This is a genomic window from Capnocytophaga endodontalis, from assembly GCF_002209445.1.
Lineage (GTDB): Bacteria > Bacteroidota > Bacteroidia > Flavobacteriales > Flavobacteriaceae > Capnocytophaga > Capnocytophaga periodontitidis.
The window spans coordinates 1,080,686-1,104,183 of sequence record NZ_CP022022.1 but is presented as its reverse complement, the minus strand read 5'-3'; the positions used below and the strand labels follow the sequence as shown (position 1 = coordinate 1,104,183).

Sequence of the window (23,498 nt, the reverse complement as noted above, 5' to 3'; positions counted from 1 at the left end):
TTTGACAAAGTTTAAGACTTTGTCAAAGTCTCTAATGTATGTATTACTAATGCTATTGGTAGTTGGTTGTAGGAACAAGCAACAGCGCAATATTGAGTTTATGCCCGATATGTATGAGAGTCCTGCTTATAAAACTTATGAAGTCGCACCGCTCTCTCCTCCTGAGCACACTGTAAAAAGAGGTGAGTTGCCCTATAGCTACCCTAATACTATTGAAGGGTATGAGCAAGCCAAAGCTCAATTGCACAACCCCTTAGCAACCGATACCCTACAACAAACTCAAAACCTCTCCAATGGCAAAGAACTTTACGCCATCTATTGCGGGCTCTGTCACGGTGAGAAAGGCGACGGCAAAGGAGTTTTAGTGCAAAGGGAGAAATTTTTTGGAGTGCCTAATTATAAAAATAGAGATTTTACGGAGGGAAGTATTTATCACGTAATTTACTACGGACGCAATGCTATGCCCGCCTTTGCTACTCAACTCAGTGAGAAAGAACGCTGGCAAGTAACAATGTACGTAGAACAGATAACAGGTAACAAGTAACAGGTAAAGGTATGACACTATTCACTATTCACTATTCACTATTCACTTTGTTGTTTGTAGCGCTTACATCGGTAGGGGTATTGGTATTTTATGCTATCAATAAAGTCACACACGCTGAGTGGGCTATGAGTTTGTACCCTATAATGAAGCGTATCACAACACCTTTATGGTTAGTGTTATTAGTTTTGTTAGGGGTGTTGTATATAGTGCATCGCGAACCTTATTTTCTGTTGCGTGCTGTGGGCTATATGGCAGTATGGGTGGGGTATTGCCATACTTTAAAAAAGTTTAAGAGCTTAACGCCTCACGTACTATTCTTAGTTATTTTCTTTCTTACCGAAACTCCAATGGCGTGGGATTGGTTTTTGAGTCTTACTCCCGAATGGCATAGTACCCTTTTTGCGTGGCAATTGCTCAGCAGTTTTCTGCTTTCAGGCATTGCGCTTGTTACCCTCTTTAGCAAGCCAGAGCACTATCACGATTTAGGAAAATACCTCTTTGGATTCTCTATTTTTTGGGCGTATTTGTGGTTCTCACAATATATGCTGATATGGTACGCCAATATCCCTGAAGAAACTATTTATTACCAAACCCTTCTTAGCAAAGGCTATGGAGAGGCTATTGTAGCAATGCTCATTCTCAGTTTTGTACTACCTTTTCTCATCTTGCTTTCCTCACGAGCCAAACAAAAAAAGCTGCTCCTTTTTGGAACAGCTCTCCTTATATTATTAGGGCAATACCTCAATTTTTATTTAATGGTAATGCCGTTTGTAAAATAATTTGTGACCACAAGGGGACTCGAACCTCTATCTTCAGAACCGGAATCTGACATTCTATCCATTGAACTATGCGGCCTTCTTTAAAATGTATACTACTATGACAATAATTTCTTTACAATATCCGAAATCAATTTGCCGTCGGCTTTGCCTGCTAATTGCTTAGTAGCTGCGCCCATTACCTTGCCCATATCTTTAGAGCTTGTAGCTCCTACTTGGGCGATAATGCCTTTCAACGCTTCTTCTACTTCGGCTTCACTGAGCTGGGCTGGCAAGAATTTTTCTATTACTGCCATTTGTGCCAATTCAGGTTCAGCTAAATCATTGCGACCTTGCTGGGTATAGAGCGCGGCGCTATCTTTGCGTTGTTTTACTAATTTTTGCAAGAGTTTGAGCTCGTCGGCTTCTGATAGTTCTTCAGAGGCTCCTGCTTCGGTTCTGGCTAACAATATAGCCGATTTAATGGCTCTTAGCGATTCTAAAGCTACGGTATCTTTGGCTTTCATCGCTTCTTTGAGCGCTTCCATTACTTTAGTTTGTAAACTCATAATTCATTTAGTGTTTTGTGGGGCAAAAGTAAAGCAATATTTCTAATTTGCCAACACTTCTCCCCTATTTTTATTTCCAACGAAGGGTTTCCATTATGCGGCGCATATCTTTCTGCAAATAATTACTCGCTGGTTGTACCGAGTCGTAGTTAGGTTCTACATTAAAATAAATAGAGCCCGAAATGAAGTGTTTTACACTATCGGTGGCGTAAAACTGTGATTGTGAAGCTGCATTGCCATACACTTGATAGAACATACCGTACACTCTGGTCGTATCGTTCACAAAAGTGGTTGCGGCAATATTATCGGCTTTTACGGTGTGCTTGTACGTAAAGTTTTGTGCATCGGTGAGGAGTTTGCGTATATTGCCATCTACATTTTTGTAAGTGAGGTAAATCGTTGCTTTCATTGTGGGATAATTGATATTCACATCACAAGAGTTGGCTTTGTGTTCTATAGCCGAAAGAGTGTTTGCCTCAAAAGTAAACGGACAGTTAGGCAAGTCGGTAACTCTGCTATAAGCTGCTTGAGGGTAATCTAAGCGGAGTCCACCTTTAGGTTTGGGCAACACATCGTTGGCACAAGCGGCTACCGCCAATGCCCCTATAAGGATTAAAATACTGTAAATAAGTGTTTTCATTAGATTCAATAGCAAAAAACCTCAGCGCAACTGCTAAGGTTTTCTAGTAATTTTAAAATTTATATAATGAGAAACTATTTAGCTTCTGCATTTTCGGCTTTGTGCTCGCCGTCTTTTTTGCAGCAAGATTTCTTTTTACCATCTTTGCTGCACTCTTTTTTATCGGCTTCTTTACCGTCTTTTTTGCAGCAAGATTTTTTCTTACCGTCTTTGCTACATTCTTTTTTCTCGCCGTCTTTATCGCAAGACTTTTTCACTTTCACGCCACCGTTACCATCTTGGTCAACGATAAGAGATTTAGCTACTTTATTGAGATTAAGGGTCATAGCCCCTGCGTTTGCACTGAACGCGAACATAGCGAATGCTACAAGCATTAATTTAAAAGTGTTTTTCATACAAAAATATTTATTTAGTTATTAATTTTCTTTTTTAATGTTAAGAGCGGGTGGTAAAACCTATTCCTGCTACAGCAATTTTCACTCCTTCGATAGTGGATAACTGCTCGCAACAATGGGAGAGGGTAGCCCCCGTGGTGATAAGGTCGTCGATGAGTAATATCTGTTTGTTTATCAGTCTTTCAGGTTGTTGTAATACAAATATATGTTCGCTTTCTTCCAAGCGTCGCCACGATATTTTTTTAGTTTGAGTAGTATTGGCGCTCACCTTTAGCAATACATCATCCATATAGCTCACGCCTAACACTTTAGCCACTGTTTTAGCTAATAAAGCCACTTGGTTATAGCCTCTTTTCTTTAGTTTATCGCGGTGTAGAGGCACAGGTATTACCACTTCTACTGACTGATAGAGAGGCGATTGTGAGAGACGGGTACCCAACCAATTGCCGAGCCACTCTCCTATTTGTTCTTCACCTCTGTACTTGAGGTGATGTATCAAATCTTGTGCCACACTGCCTTTCTGAAAATAAAATAATGTGGTTGCGGCTGTAATATCATTTTGTAGTGAAAGCAATTGCATTACCTCGTTATCTGCTTGTAAGTGAAAATGAGTCTCTTCCAAATCTCTGCTGCAATCGCGACACAAAAAGTGTTCTTCTTCTTTCAACATTTTGCCACAAGACCTACAATAATGAGGGGTAAAAACTGATAATAAATCTGATAGTATCATAGTTTTAGTTGTTAGGTTTAATGATTTGTTATTAGTGATTGGCTACCTAAAAAACACAATTACAACAACTTTTTCGGCAAAGATACTCCTTTTTCCAAAAAATAATAGTACTTTTGTCCAATTATTTTTAAACTGAAACGAAACTTAATCTATTTTAATAACTGAAAATCAATTGAATATATGGCAAATACAGACGATCAATTCAAAAAAGTTGTTGCTCACGCCAAAGAATATGGCTTTATTTTCCCATCCAGTGAAATCTACGACGGACTTGGTGCTGTGTACGATTATGGGCAAAATGGCGTTGAACTAAAAAAGAATATCCGCGAATATTGGTGGCGCGCAATGGTGCAAATGAACGAGAATATTGTGGGTATCGATGCTGCTATCTTTATGCACCCTACTACGTGGAAGGCTTCTGGACACGTAGATGCTTTCAACGACCCACTTATAGATAACAAAGACTCTAAAAAACGATACCGCGCCGATGTGCTCGTAGAAGATTATGTAGCCAAACTCGACGATAAAATTGAAAAAGAAATCGCTAAAGCTCAAAAACGTTTTGGTGATGCTTTTGACCGCGAACAGTTTGTAACTACCAATCCTCGTGTGTTAGAATACAAACAACGCGGTGAAGAAATATTACACCGCTTGGGCAAATCGCTTGAGAAAGAAGACCTCGCCGATGTAAAAGCCCTTATCGAAGAACTCGAAATTGCCGACCCCGAAACAGGTTCACGCAACTGGACAGATGTAAAACAGTTTAACCTAATGTTCGGCACCAAAATAGGCGCCTCTGCCGATGCCTCTATGGATTTATACCTACGTCCCGAAACCGCTCAGGGTATTTTCGTAAACTTCCTAAACGTGCAAAAATCTGGACGTATGAAAATACCTTTTGGTATCGCCCAAACGGGTAAAGCCTTCCGCAACGAGATTGTGGCGCGTCAGTTTATTTTCCGTATGCGCGAGTTCGAACAAATGGAAATGCAATTCTTCATCAAACCGGGTACACAACAACAATGGTATGAGTATTGGAAAGAAACCCGCCTCAAATGGCACCTTTCCTTAGGAATGGGAGAGGAAAACTATCGCTACCACCCACACGAAAAGCTCGCCCACTACGCCGATGCTGCTTGCGATATCGAGTTCCGTTTCCCCTTTGGTTTCAAAGAATTAGAAGGTATCCACTCTCGTACTAATTTTGACCTCGGTAATCACGAAAAGTATTCAGGTAAAAAAATGCAATACTTTGACCCTGAAGAAAACAAGAGCTATACTCCTTACGTACTCGAAACCTCTATCGGGCTCGACCGTATGTTCCTTGCGGTATTTTCTAACTCATTGCAAGAAGAAGCGTTAGAAGGAGGAGATACCCGTACCGTATTGCGCTTGCCTTTTGTGTTGGCTCCTACCAAAGTAGCCGTATTGCCATTGCTCAAAAAAGACGGACTTCCAGAAGTTGCCGAACAAATCGTGAACGAGCTAAAATACGATTTCAATGTAGCTTACGACGAAAAAGATGCAGTAGGTCGCCGTTATCGCCGCCAAGATGCGGTAGGTACACCTTTCTGCATAACCGTCGATCACCAAACTTTGGAAGACAACACCGTTACCTTACGCCACCGCGACACTATGGAGCAAGTGCGCATTGCCATTCCTGAATTGCGCAACACTATTGCCAAAGAAGTGGATATGCGCAATTGGCTTCACAAATTAGATACGAAGTAAGAGATAAGAGGTAAGAAAATGACTGAAACTCCAACAATCAAACGTCCCGTGCCCATAGACGAAGAAGTGTTGTGGGATAAAACCACTACCCTGATGAGTCGTACCAACAAGCACGGACATATAATGGAAACCAATAAGGCATTTCAAGAAGTATCAGGCTATACTGAGGCTGAGTTATACGACCAGCCTCATAGCCTTATCCGCCACCCCGATATGCCCAAAGTAGTTTTCAAAATACTGTGGGAAAACCTCAAAGGGCATAATAATTTCCACGCTATCATCAAGAACCTCTCTAAAAGCGGGCGCTATTATTGGGTGATTACTAATTTTGAAATAGTACGCAATGAGCAAGATGAGATTACTGCTTTTGTATCACACCGCAAAGCTTTGCCTAAAGTACTCATTAGCGAGCATATAGCCCCTTTGTACGAACGTCTTTTAAAGATAGAAAAAGCCAATGGTTTGGAAGTAAGTGAACGCTATTTCAACGGCTTTTTAGAAGACCGTAAAACTACCTACGATGCTTTCATTCGCCAATTGCTCAAAGAAAACGCCGAAGAAATCAAAGCCTTCTATAACAACAAAAACACCGATAGCTTTTTGAATGATTTGATTCGATAACCTAAAAAATGAAAGAAGAAACCATCCAACCCACAGCCATCGAGTGTATCAAGACAGCTATTTTGCAAAGCCAATACATAGCAGCAAAAGAAGTAAACCGAGTACAGCTCTCTTTATATTTTGCTATAGGTAGATACATCTCCGAAAATACCCGTACTCATTTTTGGGGTACAGGAGCTTTAGCCTATATCAGCGAACAACTACAGCGCGAACTACCTGGGCTACGCGGTTTTTCAGAAACCAATTTAAAGATGATGCGAATCTTTTATGAAGAATGGCAAAACACACTATTTTGTAAATCAACTGATTACAATTCGTCACTCGTGAGTGACGAATTAGCAAATATTAATACCTCTATTAATATTAATGAATTAGACATTTTGTTATCTTCAATTCGGTACTCACAAGTACCAAATTACAAAGAATGGTTTGTCGAGGCTTTTCTAAACCTCAGTTTTACTCATCACAAATACCTTTTAGCAATGGTTAAAGAGCCTGATGAGCGTATTTTTTATGTAGAATTAGCTATTAAAGAAAAACTTTCTGTAAGAGCCTTACAAAAAGCTATTAAATCCGATGAATTTCACCATAGAGGTGTTCTGCCTAATAATTTTATACAAACACTTCCTTCAGCCCAACAGGCACTCAAAGCTGTGAGTATGTTTAAAGACTCCTATTTATTGGATTTTATCAATGTAGAAGAATTAGGGGTTAGAGATATTGAAGATATAGATGAGCGCGTTGTAGAACAACAGATTGTACAAAACGTAAAACAGTTTATAATGGCTTTTGGCTATGATTTTGCTTTCTTAGGCAATCAGTTTAGAGTAGAAGCCTTAGGACATACACATATTATTGACTTATTGTTTTACCACCGTGAACTTGCTTGTTTGGTAGCTATTGAACTGAAAACAGGTGATTTCAAAACAGCTTATTTAGGACAAATGAATGGCTATTTAACTGTATTAGACGATTTCGTCCGCAAACCTAACGAAAATCCCAGCATTGGTATTATCCTTTGTCGTAAAGCTGACCAGCCTTATGTGCAATATATTGTTCGCAATTACGACAAGCCAATGGGGGTTGCTACTTTTAAAACAGCAGACGAAATGCCTGAAAAATTGCGTAAAACCCTCCCTCCTATTGAAGAATTAAAGAAACTTTTATAAATAAATGAAATACTTTTTACTTCCCCTGTTTCTCTTTCCTCTCTCCCCTACTATAGCGCAGGAAAACGACTCTATTCCACAAACTACATTGGATAGCAGCATTGCAAATGCTCTGCAAGGCTCACACCCATCTGAAGCAGATTTATCAGGCAAACAATATAAAATCAATGATAATCTAACCTATGTATACCAAAAACCGCGTTTTGTGGATATCTTCAACAAAATACCACGCAACATAGGTAAATCGGCAGTGGAGATGGTGTCTAAACCGAATTATCCTTACGGATTGGCAGCTATTGGTGCTACTGCTGCTCTTATCCCTGCCGACCCTTGGCTCATTAGAGAGAGTAGAAATTTGGGAGAGAATTTAGGACTAAATGAAGCACATACCTATAAGAAGTTAGGTTTTTTGAAGATTATTCCCGCCGATGTAAACTCAGCAATGTACTTTATTGGCAATGGTACGACTTTTATTATCATCAGTGGGGGAATGGCTACTTATGGTCTTATCACAGGTGATTATCGTGCCAAAAGTACTGCTATGCAGATATTGGAAAGCATCATTGTATCGGGGGTATTTGTGCAACCTATCAAGCGACTCACAGGGCGCGAGAGTCCGTTTATAACGGCAGACGACGGGCGTTGGCACAGTCAGTGGACGTTTGCTCCCAGCTTTAAAGCTTACCAAGAGGATACCCCTATGTATGACGCTATGCCCTCTGGACACCTCACTACTGCAATGTCGGCACTCACAGTGATTGCCGAAAACTACCCCGACTACAAATGGATAAAGCCCGTAGGTTACACAGCTTTAGGTTTGATGTGCTACGAGATGATGCAAAGTAAAGTACACTGGGCTTCCGATTACCCTATTGCCCTATTTGTGGGCTATATTACCGGTAAGACGATTGCTAACAGACGCATTACTAAAGTAAAAACAGAAGAAGTGAATGCTCTCAACCCTAAAAAATATCATTGGGAATTCAGTACTTCCAATACTTGGGACGGCTATCAGTTAGTAGGGGTAAATATTAGATTTAGATAAGAAATAAGAGATAAGAAAAAAGCTGTTCAGCGGGTGCTGAACAGCTTTTTTTGTTATTAGCCTCTTAGTTGTTTTTCTAAAGCGATGGCTTTAGGGAAAAGGATATTGTTTTCGAGGTGGATATGGCGGTTTAAATCGGCTTCAAACTCTTGGAGCATTTGATAGGTTACTTTGTAAGTATTGCAAGCGTCGGCAGGAGGTGTGTAGTTATCGGTAAGTTTTACGATTTCTTCAAAACGATCACCTTCAACGCTGTGTTCTTGCATCATCATTGCTACAGGGTTCTCTACTGTACCGAAAGGTATTTCGCCAAGAGGCTCACCTGATTGTTGTTTTTTCACGAGATTTTCGATGTAAGGAAAAAGTACGTTTTCTTCTTTTACAAAGTGAGATGCAAGGTCTTGTGCACTCTCATTGAAAATACGATTGATCTCAAAAAGTTCGGGGTGGCGCTCACCGTGTACACGACATAGTTTGTCTAAGAACTGCAAGAGCATAGGGGTTTTGTCACGCACGTATTGGTGGTGGATGCGCACGATGTAGTTAGCTAAAAGGTCGAGAGGCCAATCGCGTACATCTACTTCGTTGCTATTGCCTTTAGGAAGAGCTTCTAATTCGTTGATAAGGGCTTGCTTATCTATATTTTTTTTGTCGCAAGCCTCTTCTATGGAGCGACCTCCTTTGCAGCAAAAGTCGATACCGTGTTTTTTAAATATAGCGGCAGTGCGGAAATCGTCGGCAACGATTTCGCCAATGGTTTTGTTTGTTGATATACTCATAGTGAATTAAATTTTAGGGTGCAAAGATACGAAAAGTATTTGGATAATAAAAGTGCTTAAAATCTTTTTTATTGTATTATTCTATAAAGTGCTAAAAATAAGAAGTGAAAAAGTATGAAAGACACTTTTTAACAGTATTCAATTTTTGGCATTATTTTAACATTATCTTTAGATATTTTGTAAAGGAAAAAGAATTTTATTGTATAAAAATCAATGATAGCGAGTTTTTAATATATTTTCCGTAGTTAAAAATCATTATTTTTAATAATCCTTTTAAATATTTTTAAATATTTTTTAAGAAAAAGTTTGGTAGTTCATAATTTTATTGTACCTTTGTGCCGTCAAGAAAAGGAAATGAAAGAAATAGTGACTTTTTCATAGCCATAGAAACCAAAATACAATTGTGTGTAAAAAGATAAAGCGTAAAACAAAAAGTTTTTTTCATAATTTTTATTTTTAAGTTTTCTTTTTTATTATTAAATTCAAAAAGGCGGCCTAAGAGATTGGGCGGCCTTTTTTTTATAGGTAAGAGATAAGAAGTAAGAGGTAAACAAAAAAGCTGCCCGAAAAAGGCAGCTTTTTTGTTTTGTTATGATTTACTTTATCATTAACGATAAAGGGTGAAGTTACCGTTGAAGATACGGGTATCAAACTCGTCGGTGAGTTCGACGATGTACCAATAGTCGCCAGTAGGCATATCTCTACCTTCATACTTACCATCCCAAGCTTCACCAGCTCTCAACACTTTGAGTCGGCGACCGAAACGGTCGAAGATAGTAGCGCGTAGGAAAGGATATTTCTCAACGTGCATAGGAGCCCAAGTGTCGTAAACACCGTCGCCGTTAGGCGTAAAGAAGTTAGGTATCATCACATCGAAATATTCTTCGTATATAGTATCAGAGGCTATACATCCTGAAGCATCGATTACTTGTACTTCTACTTTCTTCTTAGTTTTTCCACTTATTGGGTCTACATAATCAGGATCGGTGATTTTGAGTTCGTATACATTATTTGTATCGTAATCTTGACCGTTGAATACGTAACGATATGGTTTAACTCCATCTTTACCTTCTACTTGCAAGGTATTCACTACTGTAGTAGGGGTTCTTGTAAGTTTAAGTTTTTCAACTTTTTTCACCTCAAATGCATTTGCGAGTGTAATGCTACAAGTTTTTGAGGTTTGGGTGATAGAGTGTATATTGGTATAGATAAGCTCTATGGTTTGAGTTCGGATATTGGTATTCAAATCTGGAGGGGAGATATACCATACATTCACTCCGTTACCTCTTTCTACAAAGTTTTTAGGAGTTCCAGTTCCGTTGAGTCTATATGTTACTTTATTCACATCAACTTGGTCTTTGAAACGCACTTGTAACTGAGTATAAGGGTTATTGTTTTTACAAGAACTAATCACTTCGAGGTCTACATTAAGGTCTGGTGCTGAATCTACGGTAAACTCGAATGTAGGTGACATTGTACAACCACCATTAGGGCTACTATCGGTTACTTCTATTCTCCATTCACCTGCTCCAAGTCCAGTATCACGGAAAGGAATTGTAGTAGGAGTTACGCTTGTTAATAGGAGATGAGGACTATTAGTGTATTTATTCAATACTTTTATAGTGTAAGGAGGGCGACCTCCTTCTACTGTAAAGTCAATAGCCGCATCAGCACCGCCATAGCATACTTGCAATTCGGAGGTAGCAGAAACAATCGATACTTTTATAGGTTTAGGTTCTATCACCTCTAATTGTGATTTTATAAGGCTACAGCCCCAAGTATCCATAATTTCATAAGTATAGAAACCTGGTGATAGTCTATCGAATTTAGGTTCATTGCGTTGTGGACCTAATATTTCTCCTGTTCCTTCATTTAGGAGTGTATAGTAGAAATTACCAGATCCACCTGTTACAGTACCAGATACGGTGATAACGCCATCAACACTGCCTACACAAGTAGGATGTTGGGTAACAGTAACTACTGCTGCAATAGGATCGGGGTCTAACAAGGTTACACTGGTAGTACCTGAAGCTACGTTACAACCCCAAGCATCGGTGATAGTGATGTTGTAAGTAAGCGATCCGCCAGGGGTACCTGTAGCACCTAACTCTTTAAACAATACGCTATCGCCATCTAAGGTAATGTTTTTCTGTTTAGTGATAGCACCACCTTGTATATTTACTGTATAAGGAGCCCAACCACCTGATACGGTAACGAGTATTTCGCCACGGTTGTTATCGCAGGTTACACTTCGTGTTTCTTTAGCGAACACGGTAATAGGTTCGGCAGCTTCTACGAGTTCAAAGGTAGCTACAGCGCTACAACCTGTAATTGGAGAGGTTGCTTCTACTTTGTAGTGACCTGCTGGTAATCCTGTGTGAACGATAGAACCTGATGGTGAGAATGGTCCTGTGATAGGTGTTCCTGTAGGTAATGGAGTTATCACATAGTTGAAACCATTTGCCACTTGGTCACCATCGGAAAGACGGGTATCGGTGAGTTCTAAGGTGATTTCACCTCCAGTACCGCCTTTACAAGTGATACGTTTAGGATTTTTAGCTTCGAGCAATAGGGTGTTAGGTTCTAACACGCTATAGTTAGCTGTAATCTCACAATTAGTAACCATATTCTTTGCTTTAATGATATAGTTACCAGGGTCGGCGATTGTAGCAGACCAAGTGAGAGAGTTGAGTATTACTGGCGAACCAACAGTTCCTGGCCAACCTACTTTAATAATGCTATACTCAATAGGTTCATTGCTGTATACAGTAGTAGTGCTTACTGTTATACTTAACACTTCGTTTTGAACACAAGTTTTAGTTTGTGTTTGGTTTGCTATCAAGCTACTCATTATCAGGGTAGGTGAAATAGTTTCTACAGTAGTAGAAGCTGAACAACCATTGGTATCGAATACTTCGGCATAATAACTAGTTGCGGCAGTGAGATAATTAGGCAAAGTATAAGTATATTTAGTTACGCCATCTTCAATTTGTTGCTGGTTGACTAAAGTTCCTGAAGCGGTTTTAAATTCTACTCGAGTATACTTACCGGTACCTCCTGAAACTCCAGTGATATCAAAGTGGAGTTTAGGATTAGCACTTTCGCCTGTGAGATAACCTTCATCATCTAATATACATTGGTACTCTTCTTTAGTGAGAGCGCCTGTTGTAACAGTTACTACATCGGGAGAGGTTACATTTACAGTGATGGTAGCTGTACAACTATATACTGATTGAGCAGAGATATAGTAGTCAATTCCACCGGTGATCTTAGGCCCTGAAGGGACTCCTATAAATGTAATGTAGTTCACATTGGTAATGCTTGTTACACCTGCTGGTGTGAGACCTGTAGTTTTATCTACAATATTAAATGTATAAGGAGCAATACCCACAGGAGTAGCTTTCACACGGATTGTTGCTGTTTCGTTAGCACAAGTAGGTGTTGAAACTGAGAGTATTTCGAGTTGAGGTACTTCTGGTGCTACTACGTTGAAATCCATTATTTTTGCACATTCGGCTGAAGTACCAAAAGTGGTGGCATCGTATACGTGGATGCGATAAGCTCCAATACCATAGCCGGTAGGTACACTGTAAGAGTTACCTGGTACTGCAGTGCCAGGAGGCACTATAGTTACGGCACGTTCGTTAGGAGTACCCTTATCAACGATTCTATACAATCCTATTTTATAAGAACCTGAACCTCCAGTAATATTTGTTACACTGATGGTAGTAGTAGCTGAGCCGCCGCAATACATAGGTGTATGAGAAGCATCGTATTTAATCATCTCGTTCACTCTGAAAGTAGTGCTGGTTTCGCAACCATTGGCATCGCGGAACGAAATAGTGTAAGGTGATGCGTTAGGCGCTAAGCGTATAGGCAAAGTAGTTTGGGTAGCTACTGTGATATTTTGCCAGTTTGTAATACCATCAATTTTGTATTGGTTTTGACCTATACCTACAGTGTTGAACAGTACACTTATAGGATAATCGGCATTGTCGCTACAAGCATCGAGTACTGTTACTGAAGCAATAGAAGGTTGAGGATCCATTCCTACTACTACTGTAGTATTAGTGAGACAGCCATTGGCATCTTTTATAAATATTTGCCAATTACCTGAAGGTACATCTTTAGCGACACGATCAATAGAGTTTGCGAGTGCATTGTCTAAAGCATTACCTGTAGGGGCTGGAGTAGCCAAATTGTGATAGTAGTACTGGTAAGGAGCTGTTCCACCTTCAGCTTCTACTGCTATTCTACCCAAACCTACATTAGCAGGCTGTTTGCAGTTTGCTAACTTGGTTACTGTGGCTGTAACGGTGAGCAATGAGGTAGATTTACCTATGGTAAACTCTTTGCTACCCATTGTACAGTTATTACCATCGGTAAAGAGTATAAAGTAACGACCCGCAGGAACTCCTGTAATTGTAACATCAGTTTCTGTACCTGACACTGGGATATTTCCACCTACAGGGCCTATGGTAGGATCTAAAAGTCCTGGAATGAGAGATGGTATATAGCGATAAACTCTATAGGTCACGGAAGTTGTTCCCGCGCTCCAGTTTTTCAAGTTTACAAATACTTTACCATCATTTGCATCGGCACAAGTAGTAGAAGCTGTTCCATTGATTGTTATCTTCAAATTAGATTGTGAAGGAACGTGGATGTTTGATTCTTTAGTGAAGGTACATTGGGTATTAGCATCGTACACTATAAAGGTGTAAGTAACCCCTGGTACCAAACCAGTGAAGGTGTGTGTAGAGGCTTGTACTACTGTACCATCGGAAAGGGTAGTAGAGACTACTGCTCCACCGCGATACCAAGTATGGCCATCAGGCATTGGTTTTACACCTCCGGTTGCTCCATAAGGGATTTGCATACCTTCGTGGTAAACAGCTATGTACTGTCCGTCTTGGATTACTCCTCCACTCTTATCGTATACTGAGATTGCTACTTCACCGCTATTTCCTGCACAACCTGTAACGCCAGTTGGGCGTACATCTAAGCCATTGGCTTCGGAATTTACGACGAAATTGTGAGTATACTTACAACCTTTGGCATCTTCTATTACTATTTGGTAGTTACCGATGTCTAAATTGTTGTAAGGAACAATTGTGTTTTGAGTAACATTGTTTTGAGTTTGAACATCAACGCCATTTTTCACTAAAGTAAATTTGTATGGAGCTGTACCACCTTTTGTAACTACTGCTTCGGCAATTGCCAATTGGGTACCTGAAGAGGCACAACGTATAGGCGTGTGAGTAACGGTTGCTACCATAGCTGTTACTTGGGAAACAGTAAATCCTACAGGTATTGATTTACAAGAGATAGCATCTTGAATTGTGATGGTATAAGTACCAGGTTGCAATCCAGTGATATCGGCTACTGGGTGTGATTGTGTGGTGAGTCCATCGTCTACTAACAAGGTGTAAGGAGGAACTCCACCAGTTACGCTGGCAGGGTTGATGTGTATTTTACCAGTATTGGCGCCTGCACAACTCACATCTTCGACAGTAGGACTTACTGCAAATGAAGGTAATACTACTTTTACTACTTGTTTATCAGAGGTAACATTACAATAGTCGCCATTAGGCATTAGGTAACGGACTCTAAAGTAGTAGTCGCCTTCTACTTTGGTTTTGAATGTATACACATTTGCTGATTGGCTCAAGGTCATACCAGTACCTACAGCGGCAGTAAATCCAGTGGTAGGGCTATGACTCCACAAGAATTCACGAGTTCCTACTCTACCGCCTGTATAAGTAATTTTATATTCGGCTTCGCTATTTGCGACACAACTCAAGGCATTTACAGCAGTTACTTGTATACGCAATGGGTTTTCGATAGTATAGGTAGTATTAGTTTGGCAATCAGCGCCATCTTTAATTACAAAGTTGTATTGACCGGCGGTAAGATTTTCGAATATATGAGATGTACCACCAGCAACAGAGCCATTTTCAAAGGTAGCACCACCATCTTTACTAAATTTATACTCGCCATTACCGTTGAGGACTTTTAGCTGCAAACGACCGGTATTATTTCCTCGGAAGCAAGGTTCTAAGTCGACTACTTCTACTTGTAAAGGTTTCACATCAGGAACCTCGAGGGTAGCGGTAGTAGTACAACCGTTCTTATCTTCCACCTGTATAAGGTAAGTACCTTTAGAGAGGTTGAAGTCGGCTTCGTTATTTACTGCGTTTTTATTATCAGCTGGTGTTGTACCTGTAATAGGTGAGAAACTGAATTTTCTATAAGGTTTTGCACCTCCATCGCCAGTAAATCGTACAGAAGCAAAAGTATTCAAACAAGTTACAGGCGCTGTAATGGTAGCCGTAACGGTGAGTGGTATAGGTTTTTTAATTGTATAGTCGACACTTGTTTCGCAATTATGTTCGGAAGTACGACGTACAAAGAGCGTTCCGTTGTTTACTGCACTAAGACCGGTGATTGTAGCGACTCCTTGAGTAGCTGTAAGCGGTGTAAGTGTTAATGGAGTCCAAACGGTAGCACCAGCGACGTGATATTGTACTGAGTTACCAGCGGGGTTATTGACTATTAAATAGATAGAACCATCGTCTTTTCCGCATTTTTCGTCGTAGGCAGTAGCTTGTACTGTAAATGCTCTGTTGTTATCTACTTTCACTGAGATACTTTCGGCGCGTACGGCACATAGTTTAGTAGGTTGTGAAATTACGATATCATCAATAGCTAAGTCGCTACCTATTGTAGAGGCGGCTGCAGTATTTCTAATTTCGAGTACAGCGGTATTGAATGTAATATCAGTGTCGGGGAAAGTTATTTCTTTTTGTTCCCAAGCAGCCATACGTTGCAATTCACCTAATGATCGTTGTACGCCGATAGCAGGATTACCTGGTGTATATAGGCGTACCAATATGTTAGGGTTAGCACCTCCGACAAAAGTAGGTGGCAATAGGTTGAATAATTGCATTGCAACTTTTAGTTCGGTATTAGGGACTATATCTTTAATTGTATGTCTATAGATTACCCCGTTATCGTTATCTGGAGAAGTGCCGTTGATAGCTAAGTAGCGACCATCGGTAACGCCAGAGGCATCGGAAGGAGGGGTAGTTACCCAATTGGTTCCGCCAGTAGGTACTTGGCGAGTGATCATATATTGGTTATCACCCAAAGTAGTTGCGCCGGCGGCACAAGTGATAAATACTGATTGTGAGTCACAAGTATCATTACCTTTGCCAAAGTCTTCTTTGAACAAGATGTTAGGTGTGGTACCTGTAGCTGTAGCAGGAGTATAAATAGCTTCGATGCTATATACGCCTGGTGGGAGTGTAAAGACATTAGAGGTACGAGTTTCGCTAAGGGTACCGTCGTCTTTTATGATTCGATATTCGTAGTTACCTGCTGGATTAGCAGTTACGGTGAAGGTACCTTTACCTTCGCAATCGTAGCTCACTGTAGTAGCGGTAACGGTAGGGGGTACTATTGGGCGGATAGTGATAGGGATTTCGAGGGTACATTTGTTGCTATCGCGTACATATACCACACTAGCTGTAGATCCTACCATTAGTACAGGGTTAGTGCTATAGGTTACGTTGTTAGTACTATATTCGTAGCCAGTACCTGTACCACCACTAACGTTGTTGACACGTACTTTGTACTGTGATGGAGTAGCGGTATCGCAAGAGATATCTTCGATCACACCAGCATAGGCACGCAAAGTACTTTCTATACTGTTGATTACGATATTAGGGTTTCTATAGGTACAAGTTGCACTTGCAGAAGAACCCATTTTAATTTTTATTTCTATTTCATATTTACCAGCAGTAAGGTTATCGAAGAAACCAGTACCATTTTCGTCAATATAAGTTTTACCACCGAAGTTATCGAACTTATAGAGGGTAGTTTTTACATTTTGTATAGTGTTGTAAGTTACAGAAATCTGACCGGTATTATCGGCGAAACCACAAAGAATATCGCGTGTTTTGATGGTGTAGCCCAAGAAGCTTTCGGGATAGATTTCTACTTCGGGGGTAAGGGCATAGGCCCCTGTATCATCTTTAGCAATGAAGATGTACTTACCAGGTTGATCGATATGTATATCGCTTTCGACGAAGCTAGAACCTACGGGAATAGTTGATATAAAGGCAGAAGCTGGTACGGAAGCATAGTCGGAATAGCCGTTTTGTACGATGCCGTCTATACTCCATATTGCGAATTGATAAGGGTTTTTACCGCCGGTAGCTTCAAATCGCATTGAGCGGAGGTTACATCCTTTCCAAGCTTTAGCAATAGCTTTAGCGCTAAGAGTAGTAACTTTTTTAATTTCTTGAGTTAATACTAACTTACAGCTATCGGGTAATGCTGGAGAGGTTATTTCTACAGTATAGGTTCCTGGTGTAGTAACAGGAACGCGGTACTCTAATTGAGTAGTATTGACAAAAGGCTGACCGTTTTGGTTTACTACGTTTCCAAAAGCATCTTTCAGTACATATTTATAGGTAATACCAGCTGTAGCCATTTGTACGTGGATATAACCTTGTTGATAGTTAGTAATATCGCCGTGGTCAAGGATTCTTCCGTTGAGAGAATTGGTGAATACATCAAAATAGAATTTAGCATCACAACCTTCAGGATTAGTTACTTTCAATCGGAAATGGCCTTGTGCATTAGCGACGAAAGTACGGTTAGAATGTACATCTTCCCAAGCAGCATCATCGACATTAGGGCAGTTCAAGCTGGTAGGGTTAGATCCCGCTTTGAGTTTTTGCCATACGAAGTTGCTATTTTTAAAGTTTACTACTATATTGCGTGAGGGCTGGTTACACAAGATGAAGTGACTTACCCAAATGTTGTTATCGGCACACAAATCGCCTCCGTTAGACTGCGGTTTGATAGGGTCGGCGAGGTCTTCAGGGGTTTGCAATTGTATTATCTCGGTAGTGGTATAGGTTACCCCGCCACACACTGCTATTTTTTCTACTTTATAGGTAGCTGTTTGTGTAGCATCAAAGAAAGAATCGTTGTTAGGGTTAGGTTGTAAGATGTTATTTTTATACCATTTGTATTCAAGGAAACCTGGTATAGCCTGAATGCGGAAGGTACTGATGCCAGAACCGTTGCTACAAGCTAACTCGTTACGCATACAGTTTTGTGTAGAGATAGCGATTGTTTTAGATCCTGTAGCTGTTTGCTCGGGGATTGTACAGCCAGTCAAACCACCTACATAGGTGAATGAATAGGTAGAAGTGAGCAAGTTCATACAAGGTTTACCTATTTGGGTACAATCGCCATTGAGAGTGATAGGGATGAGTATGGTTCTCTCATTAGCTCCAGGGGTAAGGGTTTGTTTAGGTATATCGATTGTAAAAGTATTAGCGGTGCTAGCTACCACTGTAGGGTGGTAGATAGTTTGTTTAGCTTTACTGAAATCGGGGGTACCTATTGTGATATTGGGGTGATTAGGCAATGTAATCTGCAAGGTAGCAGTAGCGACATTGGCTGTACCTTCGTTTTTATATCTCAATCGGTAGTAGAATGTTTCGGTAAGACCTAATTCGCGGTTGATAGGACTTCCGGAAGCATCTACATAGTCGTTATCCACTTTCATTTTTACGGCACGTGAGTTCACCACTACATTGAAAGTACAAGTAGCGGTATTACCCGATGTATCTTTGAATACATAGGTAACTGTGTGAGTACCGATATCGAATCGTTGTCCGCTTTGGTGTGACTGGCTCCAAGTACCGATACGGCAATCGTCGGTAGCCGTTACAACACCCCAAGTAGGTACACCATAGCAACGTCCGGAGATAGCTTCAACGGTGATAGTTCCAGTAGGGCAACCTGTAATTACTGGAGGGGTTGTATCTTTAGCGAACTGAATTGTAATAGAGGCTTCACCGTTGCGATTTACGCATAAGTTAGGGTCTTGCAATTTGTAACGCACGACATATTTAGTATCGCGGGTTACGGTATCGGAGATTGTTTGAGCGAAGCCTAATTCGGTTTCGGTACCATTAGTTTCTATACGGAACCACTCGATATCGAAGAGCTGTGTAGAACCACCGAAGGTAAGATCGACTACGTCGCCGTTACAAGGGTTTGTAGAGCGGGCAACATAACTAATTCCTGGGGAGGTATAGCTATCGGTATTTACGAGGACTTCATCGGTATAGACGCCACAAGCGTGGGAAGTAGTAACTATATAGGTGCCATTGGCTACGTTTTTGAACACGTGGTTCGTAGCGGTGGAGGTAGCCCCGAAAGTTACTGTTCCTACCTGAGCATTGGTAACTTTGTTCTTAAGGGTAAAGGTAAGAGGGTATCGGATATAGTCGGGGTTTTTAATACCAACTGCTACGATACCGGAACCTGCAGATCCATTACAAGAGGTACCTACTACATTTCGTTGGAGTTCTCCTGTTGGTTTCACAGTGAGATAAACTCTACTTCTATGGAGGGCAGTAGTACCGTTGGTTTGAGGATCGGAAGGGTTTATGATGTCAGGAGAATTGATCATACTATAACCATTTACGACACCATTAGGGTCGGTAAGGTTTTGCCAATTCATTATTCCTGTACTTCCTGATTGGGCACTATCTTTCCATACGCCTTGTTTCATACGCATATAGTAGAAACCTCTGGCTTCGAATAAGTAGTCGCCCTCAGGGAGGTTGTTGAAAGTATGATTAGGGTTTCTTGAAGTAGCAACCACTATATCGTAATTACCAGAGGGGCTTTTTCTATATAAGGTATAGACAGCATCGCGTATAGTTCCTATAGGAGAGGAACTTATGTCGTAAGTTACTTTAGAAGAGCCTGCACAACCTTGTTCTACTTTTACTTGATCTCTATCGTACTGCATTGGAGTATCGAAATAGAACTCTTTGGAAGTAGTATTATTACAGTTATCGGTAAGTGTAATGCGATAATTACCAGCTGGTAGGTCTCCGAATTGGAAGAGCCCAGTATTAGGAGGTGCTGTTTGAGGGTTGAGCAAAGTTCTTACGATAGGGAATGTATAAGTAACTGTACGCTGAGAGGTTTCGAAGGGCATAGAAGTGCGGAAATTGTAGGTACGATTTCCTGTTCCAGCTCCTGGGTCGTCTAAGTAATCGATTGATACAGTTACGGGATAGTTAAATTGCTCGGGGGAGAGCCATTTGCGTATTGATACGGTTCCTTTGAATACGCCTTTATTTATCTCAATTCCGTGGAATTGTTTTGCTATTTCATTGGGTTTAGCTTTTATTTCGACAACGCGTTTAGGCTCGTAGCAGAAAGAAGAACCATCTGCTTTTTTAGCTTTAAACTTGACCATATAGTAACCATCGGGTAATCCGGATAGGTCGGCATAGTTTTCGTTGAGCCAAATTACGTTTCCGCTTTCATTTGACCATTTAGAAGTATCGGTTTCGTCCATTTGGTTGGTAGTATAAGCGTTATTCCAACCGGGGAATCCTGTACCTATAAATTTATATATTTCGTAATAATATCCTGCGCCTGAGAAAGAAGCGTTAGGGTGCCATTTGCCTACTAAGCCGTTATACCAATAATAAGTACCAAAATTTAATGTTTTGGTAGGATCATCGGCATCGGGCAAACGCACGGAGCGCCAATAGTTATCGACGTATAAATATCTTTGAGTAGGGTCGGTACATAATTTTGAAGGGTTTACGTTCAAGTCTGAACGGTTTAGAGCTTCAATCACTCTTGAACCAGAAGTATCTCTAAAAACATCTTGATTAGAATAAGCGGGTGTACTTGCAGTATTGTTTATAACATTTAAGATACTTCCATCGAGTTTAAATTTTCTTTTAATAGGGTTTTTTCCTATATTTACTATTATTTCTACTATATCGTTTTCTTGAAACACATAAGGGGTAGTGAAAGATGAAGAATTAGCTATCTGAGCTCCACGCCAAGCCATATCAAAAGTAGAGGCTATGGGATAGGAAGCAATGAAATTTCCTGCTGAATCGTAACGTTTTACGAATACAGCATTAGAAGTTTTTATTTGATTTTGGAAGTTAGAAAGTGTTACATTATCTTTACGAAGCAACTGAAAAGAAAGACCTATCTTACAGTTTTCATTCATTCGTATGCCTGAATTAAGGAAATTGAGTTCTAAATCTAAGCAGGCTAAAGAGAGAGAGGGTTGGAGTATGGTGATATTGGTTTTATTGGTATCTCCACAGTTAGGGACTCCTCCGGCTAAATCTTCTACAGAGAGTTCATAGTCACTACCGACAGTGATAGGGTGAGTTGCTCCTCCTTGAATAGTAATAGGTAGAGACTGAGAAGCGGTAGTTTTGGTATGGTTACCACTATATATTAAGGTGCCTCCTTTGGTGAGTTTTACCACAAAAGGGCCTTTGGCGCCGGGCTGGATAGTAAAAGCGACGCTTCCATCATTACCTGCACCGGTACAGCTTGGGGGGTTAGATTTTAGAGTATTTGCTACAAATAGGGGTGGTACATAGGTAGAAGTAATGGTTATCACCTTTGGATTTGTAGATTTTTTATTAGTAGCTACTTCTATCATAGTAACGGTATAGGTACCGGCTTTGAGAGTAGTAAATTCGTAGCTATCTTTACCTGTTACGCCTATTTCGAGAGGCCAGGTACGACCTGTTGGGTCGTTAGGGATATCCAACTTCACTTGCAACTTAGTGCCTGTAGGCCCCATACCTGCAGGTATGGATACTTTTATTTTGCCATCAGAACTACATTGGCCATTTTCACCAATGGCTGAGAAGTTGTTTAAGTTCAATGCTTGGGCACTGAGCCCACCCATTGCCATAAGTAGTAAGAAAATTGTTAGAAAAAACTTTTTCATAATGCTATAAATGCTATTTTGAAACGATAGTACACAACGGTACTTTAATGCACAAAAGTACACATTTCCAACGAAACTGCAAAATCTATTTTTGTTAAATGTTAAAACTAATAGGGTGTTTATAAGGGGCTACCTTTATTTAATTAATGCAGCAACAATTATACAACTGTATCATTTATAAACAAATAGCATATAGTTAAACTTTCTTACACAGGGTTATCAGCAGTTGTTTATATTTTATATTTTAACTTTTTGTATACAAAAATTTAACAGTTTGTAACAGGTGATGAGGTAAGAGGTAAGAGATAAGAGTTGAGCTCCAAGATGCAAGTGGGAGGGACAAGTAATAGGTAATAGGTAAGAGTTGAGCCCCAAGCTGCAAGTGAGAGGGACAAGCTGCAATTTATGTGTTGATAGGGGGATGTGTCAAAAAATAACCTTTGCCAAAGTTTTGATAGCTTTTATGCTATAAACTTTGGCAAAGGGTGTGAGGTATAAAAATACTACTATTCTTTATTATTTGATAAGATTAGTTTTGTCTTGGTGGGAATACGTAACCATTACCACTATTGTTATCAAAAGTAGCAGTGCTTGGTTTAGCCATATGAGCTCCAGTGGCAGACCAGTCCCAAAGTTTAGTTTCGTCGTCAGTTATAGTACCGGTAGCTCTATCGTATTTTTTACCGTTAAGTGGGTAGTAGAACAATAATCCTTCTGATTTAGGGTCGATAGTTTTCCACATATTTTTCTTAATTTCAGTAGGATTTACAGCTTTTTTCCAGAAACGTACTTCACGTATCAGTTCGTTGCTACCGCCAATCCACAAACCTGTAACAGAATAAGCCCCCGTACGTATTTCACGAGAAGCTACTTCTACTCCATTCACAAATACTTTGGTGGTTTTACCATCATACCAAAAAGCAAGCATATACCATTCACCAGGTTTAGCTGAAAGTTTATCAGCAGGGATGTCTATTTGTGAAGCTCCGGTTTTGATTTGCAATTGATTAGGACGGATAGTTACATCACCAAAACGAGTGTATATTTCATTAAGAGGTTCACCTACAGCTTTAGTACCTACAATAGAACGGTTGTTTTGATTATAAGCACTACGGTTCACCATTACCTCTAAAGTCCATTGATCTACTGTGTGAGTATTAGGAAAGACATCAGTTTTTTCAGATCCAGATCCTGATATTCTCAACACTTTGGTTATCAATTCTTGTTCTATTAAGATGATAAAAGTATCTTGTCCTTTAATTGTTTTGATACCATTACCACGCAATTTAATAGGAAGGGCAAATGATTTTCCTAAAGGGAATTGTACATTTTTTAGTTTTAAAGAGACATTCCCTACGGCATCTGATACTTTGAAAGTAACATTTTTATTTACTTCATACATTGAAGAAGGTAATAATACATAAGAAGTACCATTAGCTTCATTATAGGCTTTTAGTTGTGCCTCATTACCTACTTCGAGAGTAGCAGATTCACCTCCTGTAGAGGGGCTTACCAATTTTACTGAGAAGTTTTTCACTATATACTCAGTGTTTTCAGCTAAGTTTACCGTAAGGCTGGTACCTCCATCAATATACACCGCTTGGTCAGCTTTGTGTTCTTTGAGGTCATTGTCGTATAATTCATCTTGGCAAGCTACTAAGGTACTTAGTATAGCGAGCCCTGCTATTATTTTTTTCATTATTGTA

13 protein-coding genes and 1 tRNA gene are annotated in these 23,498 nt (G+C 40.1%); 6 read left to right on the top strand and 8 right to left on the bottom strand.

Features of this window, described 5'->3' with window-relative positions:
• Window positions 1-34 precede the first annotated feature (34 nt).
• Together CBG49_RS05190 and CBG49_RS05185 are read left to right on the top strand one after the other, a co-directional pair.
• Window positions 35-544, top strand: a complete 510-nt coding sequence (locus tag CBG49_RS05190) for a c-type cytochrome (protein ID WP_088593657.1) — start codon at window positions 35-37, stop codon at window positions 542-544.
• Window positions 545-555: 11 nt separating this feature from the next.
• The gene (locus tag CBG49_RS05185; protein ID WP_088593656.1) at window positions 556-1,323 is read left to right on the top strand and encodes a hypothetical protein; all 768 of its coding nucleotides are present in this window, start codon (window positions 556-558) and stop codon (window positions 1,321-1,323) included.
• A 4-nt stretch (window positions 1,324-1,327) separates the two neighbouring features.
• Here CBG49_RS05185 and CBG49_RS05180 read toward each other — a convergent pair.
• The 5 genes from CBG49_RS05180 to CBG49_RS05160 all read right to left on the bottom strand — a co-directional run bounded on the left by CBG49_RS05180 (window position 1,328) and on the right by CBG49_RS05160 (window position 3,633).
• Window positions 1,328-1,399, bottom strand: a tRNA-Arg gene (locus tag CBG49_RS05180).
• A gap of 19 nt (window positions 1,400-1,418) precedes the next feature.
• Window positions 1,419-1,868 (bottom strand): GatB/YqeY domain-containing protein, encoded by a 450-nt coding sequence (locus CBG49_RS05175; RefSeq protein ID WP_088593655.1) that lies wholly within the window; start codon window positions 1,866-1,868, stop codon window positions 1,419-1,421.
• 70 nt (window positions 1,869-1,938) lie between these two features.
• Complete coding sequence (gene gldD / locus CBG49_RS05170) at window positions 1,939-2,508, bottom strand: gliding motility lipoprotein GldD (protein ID WP_088593654.1); 570 nt, start codon at window positions 2,506-2,508, stop codon at window positions 1,939-1,941.
• Window positions 2,509-2,582: 74 nt separating this feature from the next.
• A complete protein-coding gene (locus tag CBG49_RS05165) occupies window positions 2,583-2,903 on the bottom strand; it encodes a hypothetical protein (protein WP_088593653.1) in 321 nt (106 codons plus the stop codon).
• 40 nt (window positions 2,904-2,943) lie between these two features.
• Complete coding sequence (locus CBG49_RS05160; protein WP_034555927.1) at window positions 2,944-3,633, bottom strand: ComF family protein; 690 nt, start codon at window positions 3,631-3,633, stop codon at window positions 2,944-2,946.
• A 180-nt stretch (window positions 3,634-3,813) separates the two neighbouring features.
• On the opposite strand from CBG49_RS05160, the gene CBG49_RS05155 reads away from it, so the two are divergent.
• The 4 genes from CBG49_RS05155 to CBG49_RS05140 are packed head-to-tail and all read left to right on the top strand — an operon-like array spanning window position 3,814 to window position 8,199.
• Window positions 3,814-5,364 (top strand): glycine--tRNA ligase, encoded by a 1,551-nt coding sequence (locus CBG49_RS05155; protein ID WP_088593652.1) that lies wholly within the window; start codon window positions 3,814-3,816, stop codon window positions 5,362-5,364.
• Window positions 5,365-5,382: 18 nt separating this feature from the next.
• On the top strand, window positions 5,383-5,985 hold the full coding sequence (locus CBG49_RS05150; protein ID WP_088593651.1) for a PAS domain-containing protein: 603 nt from the start codon (window positions 5,383-5,385) through the stop codon (window positions 5,983-5,985).
• An 8-nt stretch (window positions 5,986-5,993) separates the two neighbouring features.
• Window positions 5,994-7,154, top strand: a complete 1,161-nt coding sequence (locus tag CBG49_RS05145) for a PDDEXK nuclease domain-containing protein (RefSeq protein ID WP_009414108.1) — start codon at window positions 5,994-5,996, stop codon at window positions 7,152-7,154.
• 4 nt (window positions 7,155-7,158) lie between these two features.
• Window positions 7,159-8,199, top strand: coding sequence for a phosphatase PAP2 family protein (locus CBG49_RS05140; protein WP_088593650.1), 1,041 nt, complete (start codon window positions 7,159-7,161; stop codon window positions 8,197-8,199).
• Window positions 8,200-8,255: 56 nt separating this feature from the next.
• Here CBG49_RS05140 and ric read toward each other — a convergent pair whose 3' ends face one another.
• The 3 genes from ric to CBG49_RS05125 all read right to left on the bottom strand — a co-directional run bounded on the left by ric (window position 8,256) and on the right by CBG49_RS05125 (window position 23,491).
• The gene (gene ric / locus CBG49_RS05135; protein ID WP_009414110.1) at window positions 8,256-8,978 is read right to left on the bottom strand and encodes an iron-sulfur cluster repair di-iron protein; all 723 of its coding nucleotides are present in this window, start codon (window positions 8,976-8,978) and stop codon (window positions 8,256-8,258) included.
• Between the two features lie 607 nt (window positions 8,979-9,585).
• Complete coding sequence (locus CBG49_RS05130; protein ID WP_088593649.1) at window positions 9,586-21,792, bottom strand: T9SS type B sorting domain-containing protein; 12,207 nt, start codon at window positions 21,790-21,792, stop codon at window positions 9,586-9,588.
• Window positions 21,793-22,321: 529 nt separating this feature from the next.
• Entirely contained in the window at window positions 22,322-23,491 is a 1,170-nt protein-coding gene (locus CBG49_RS05125; RefSeq protein WP_088593648.1) for a DUF1735 and LamG domain-containing protein, read from the bottom strand.
• Window positions 23,492-23,498 lie beyond the last annotated feature (7 nt).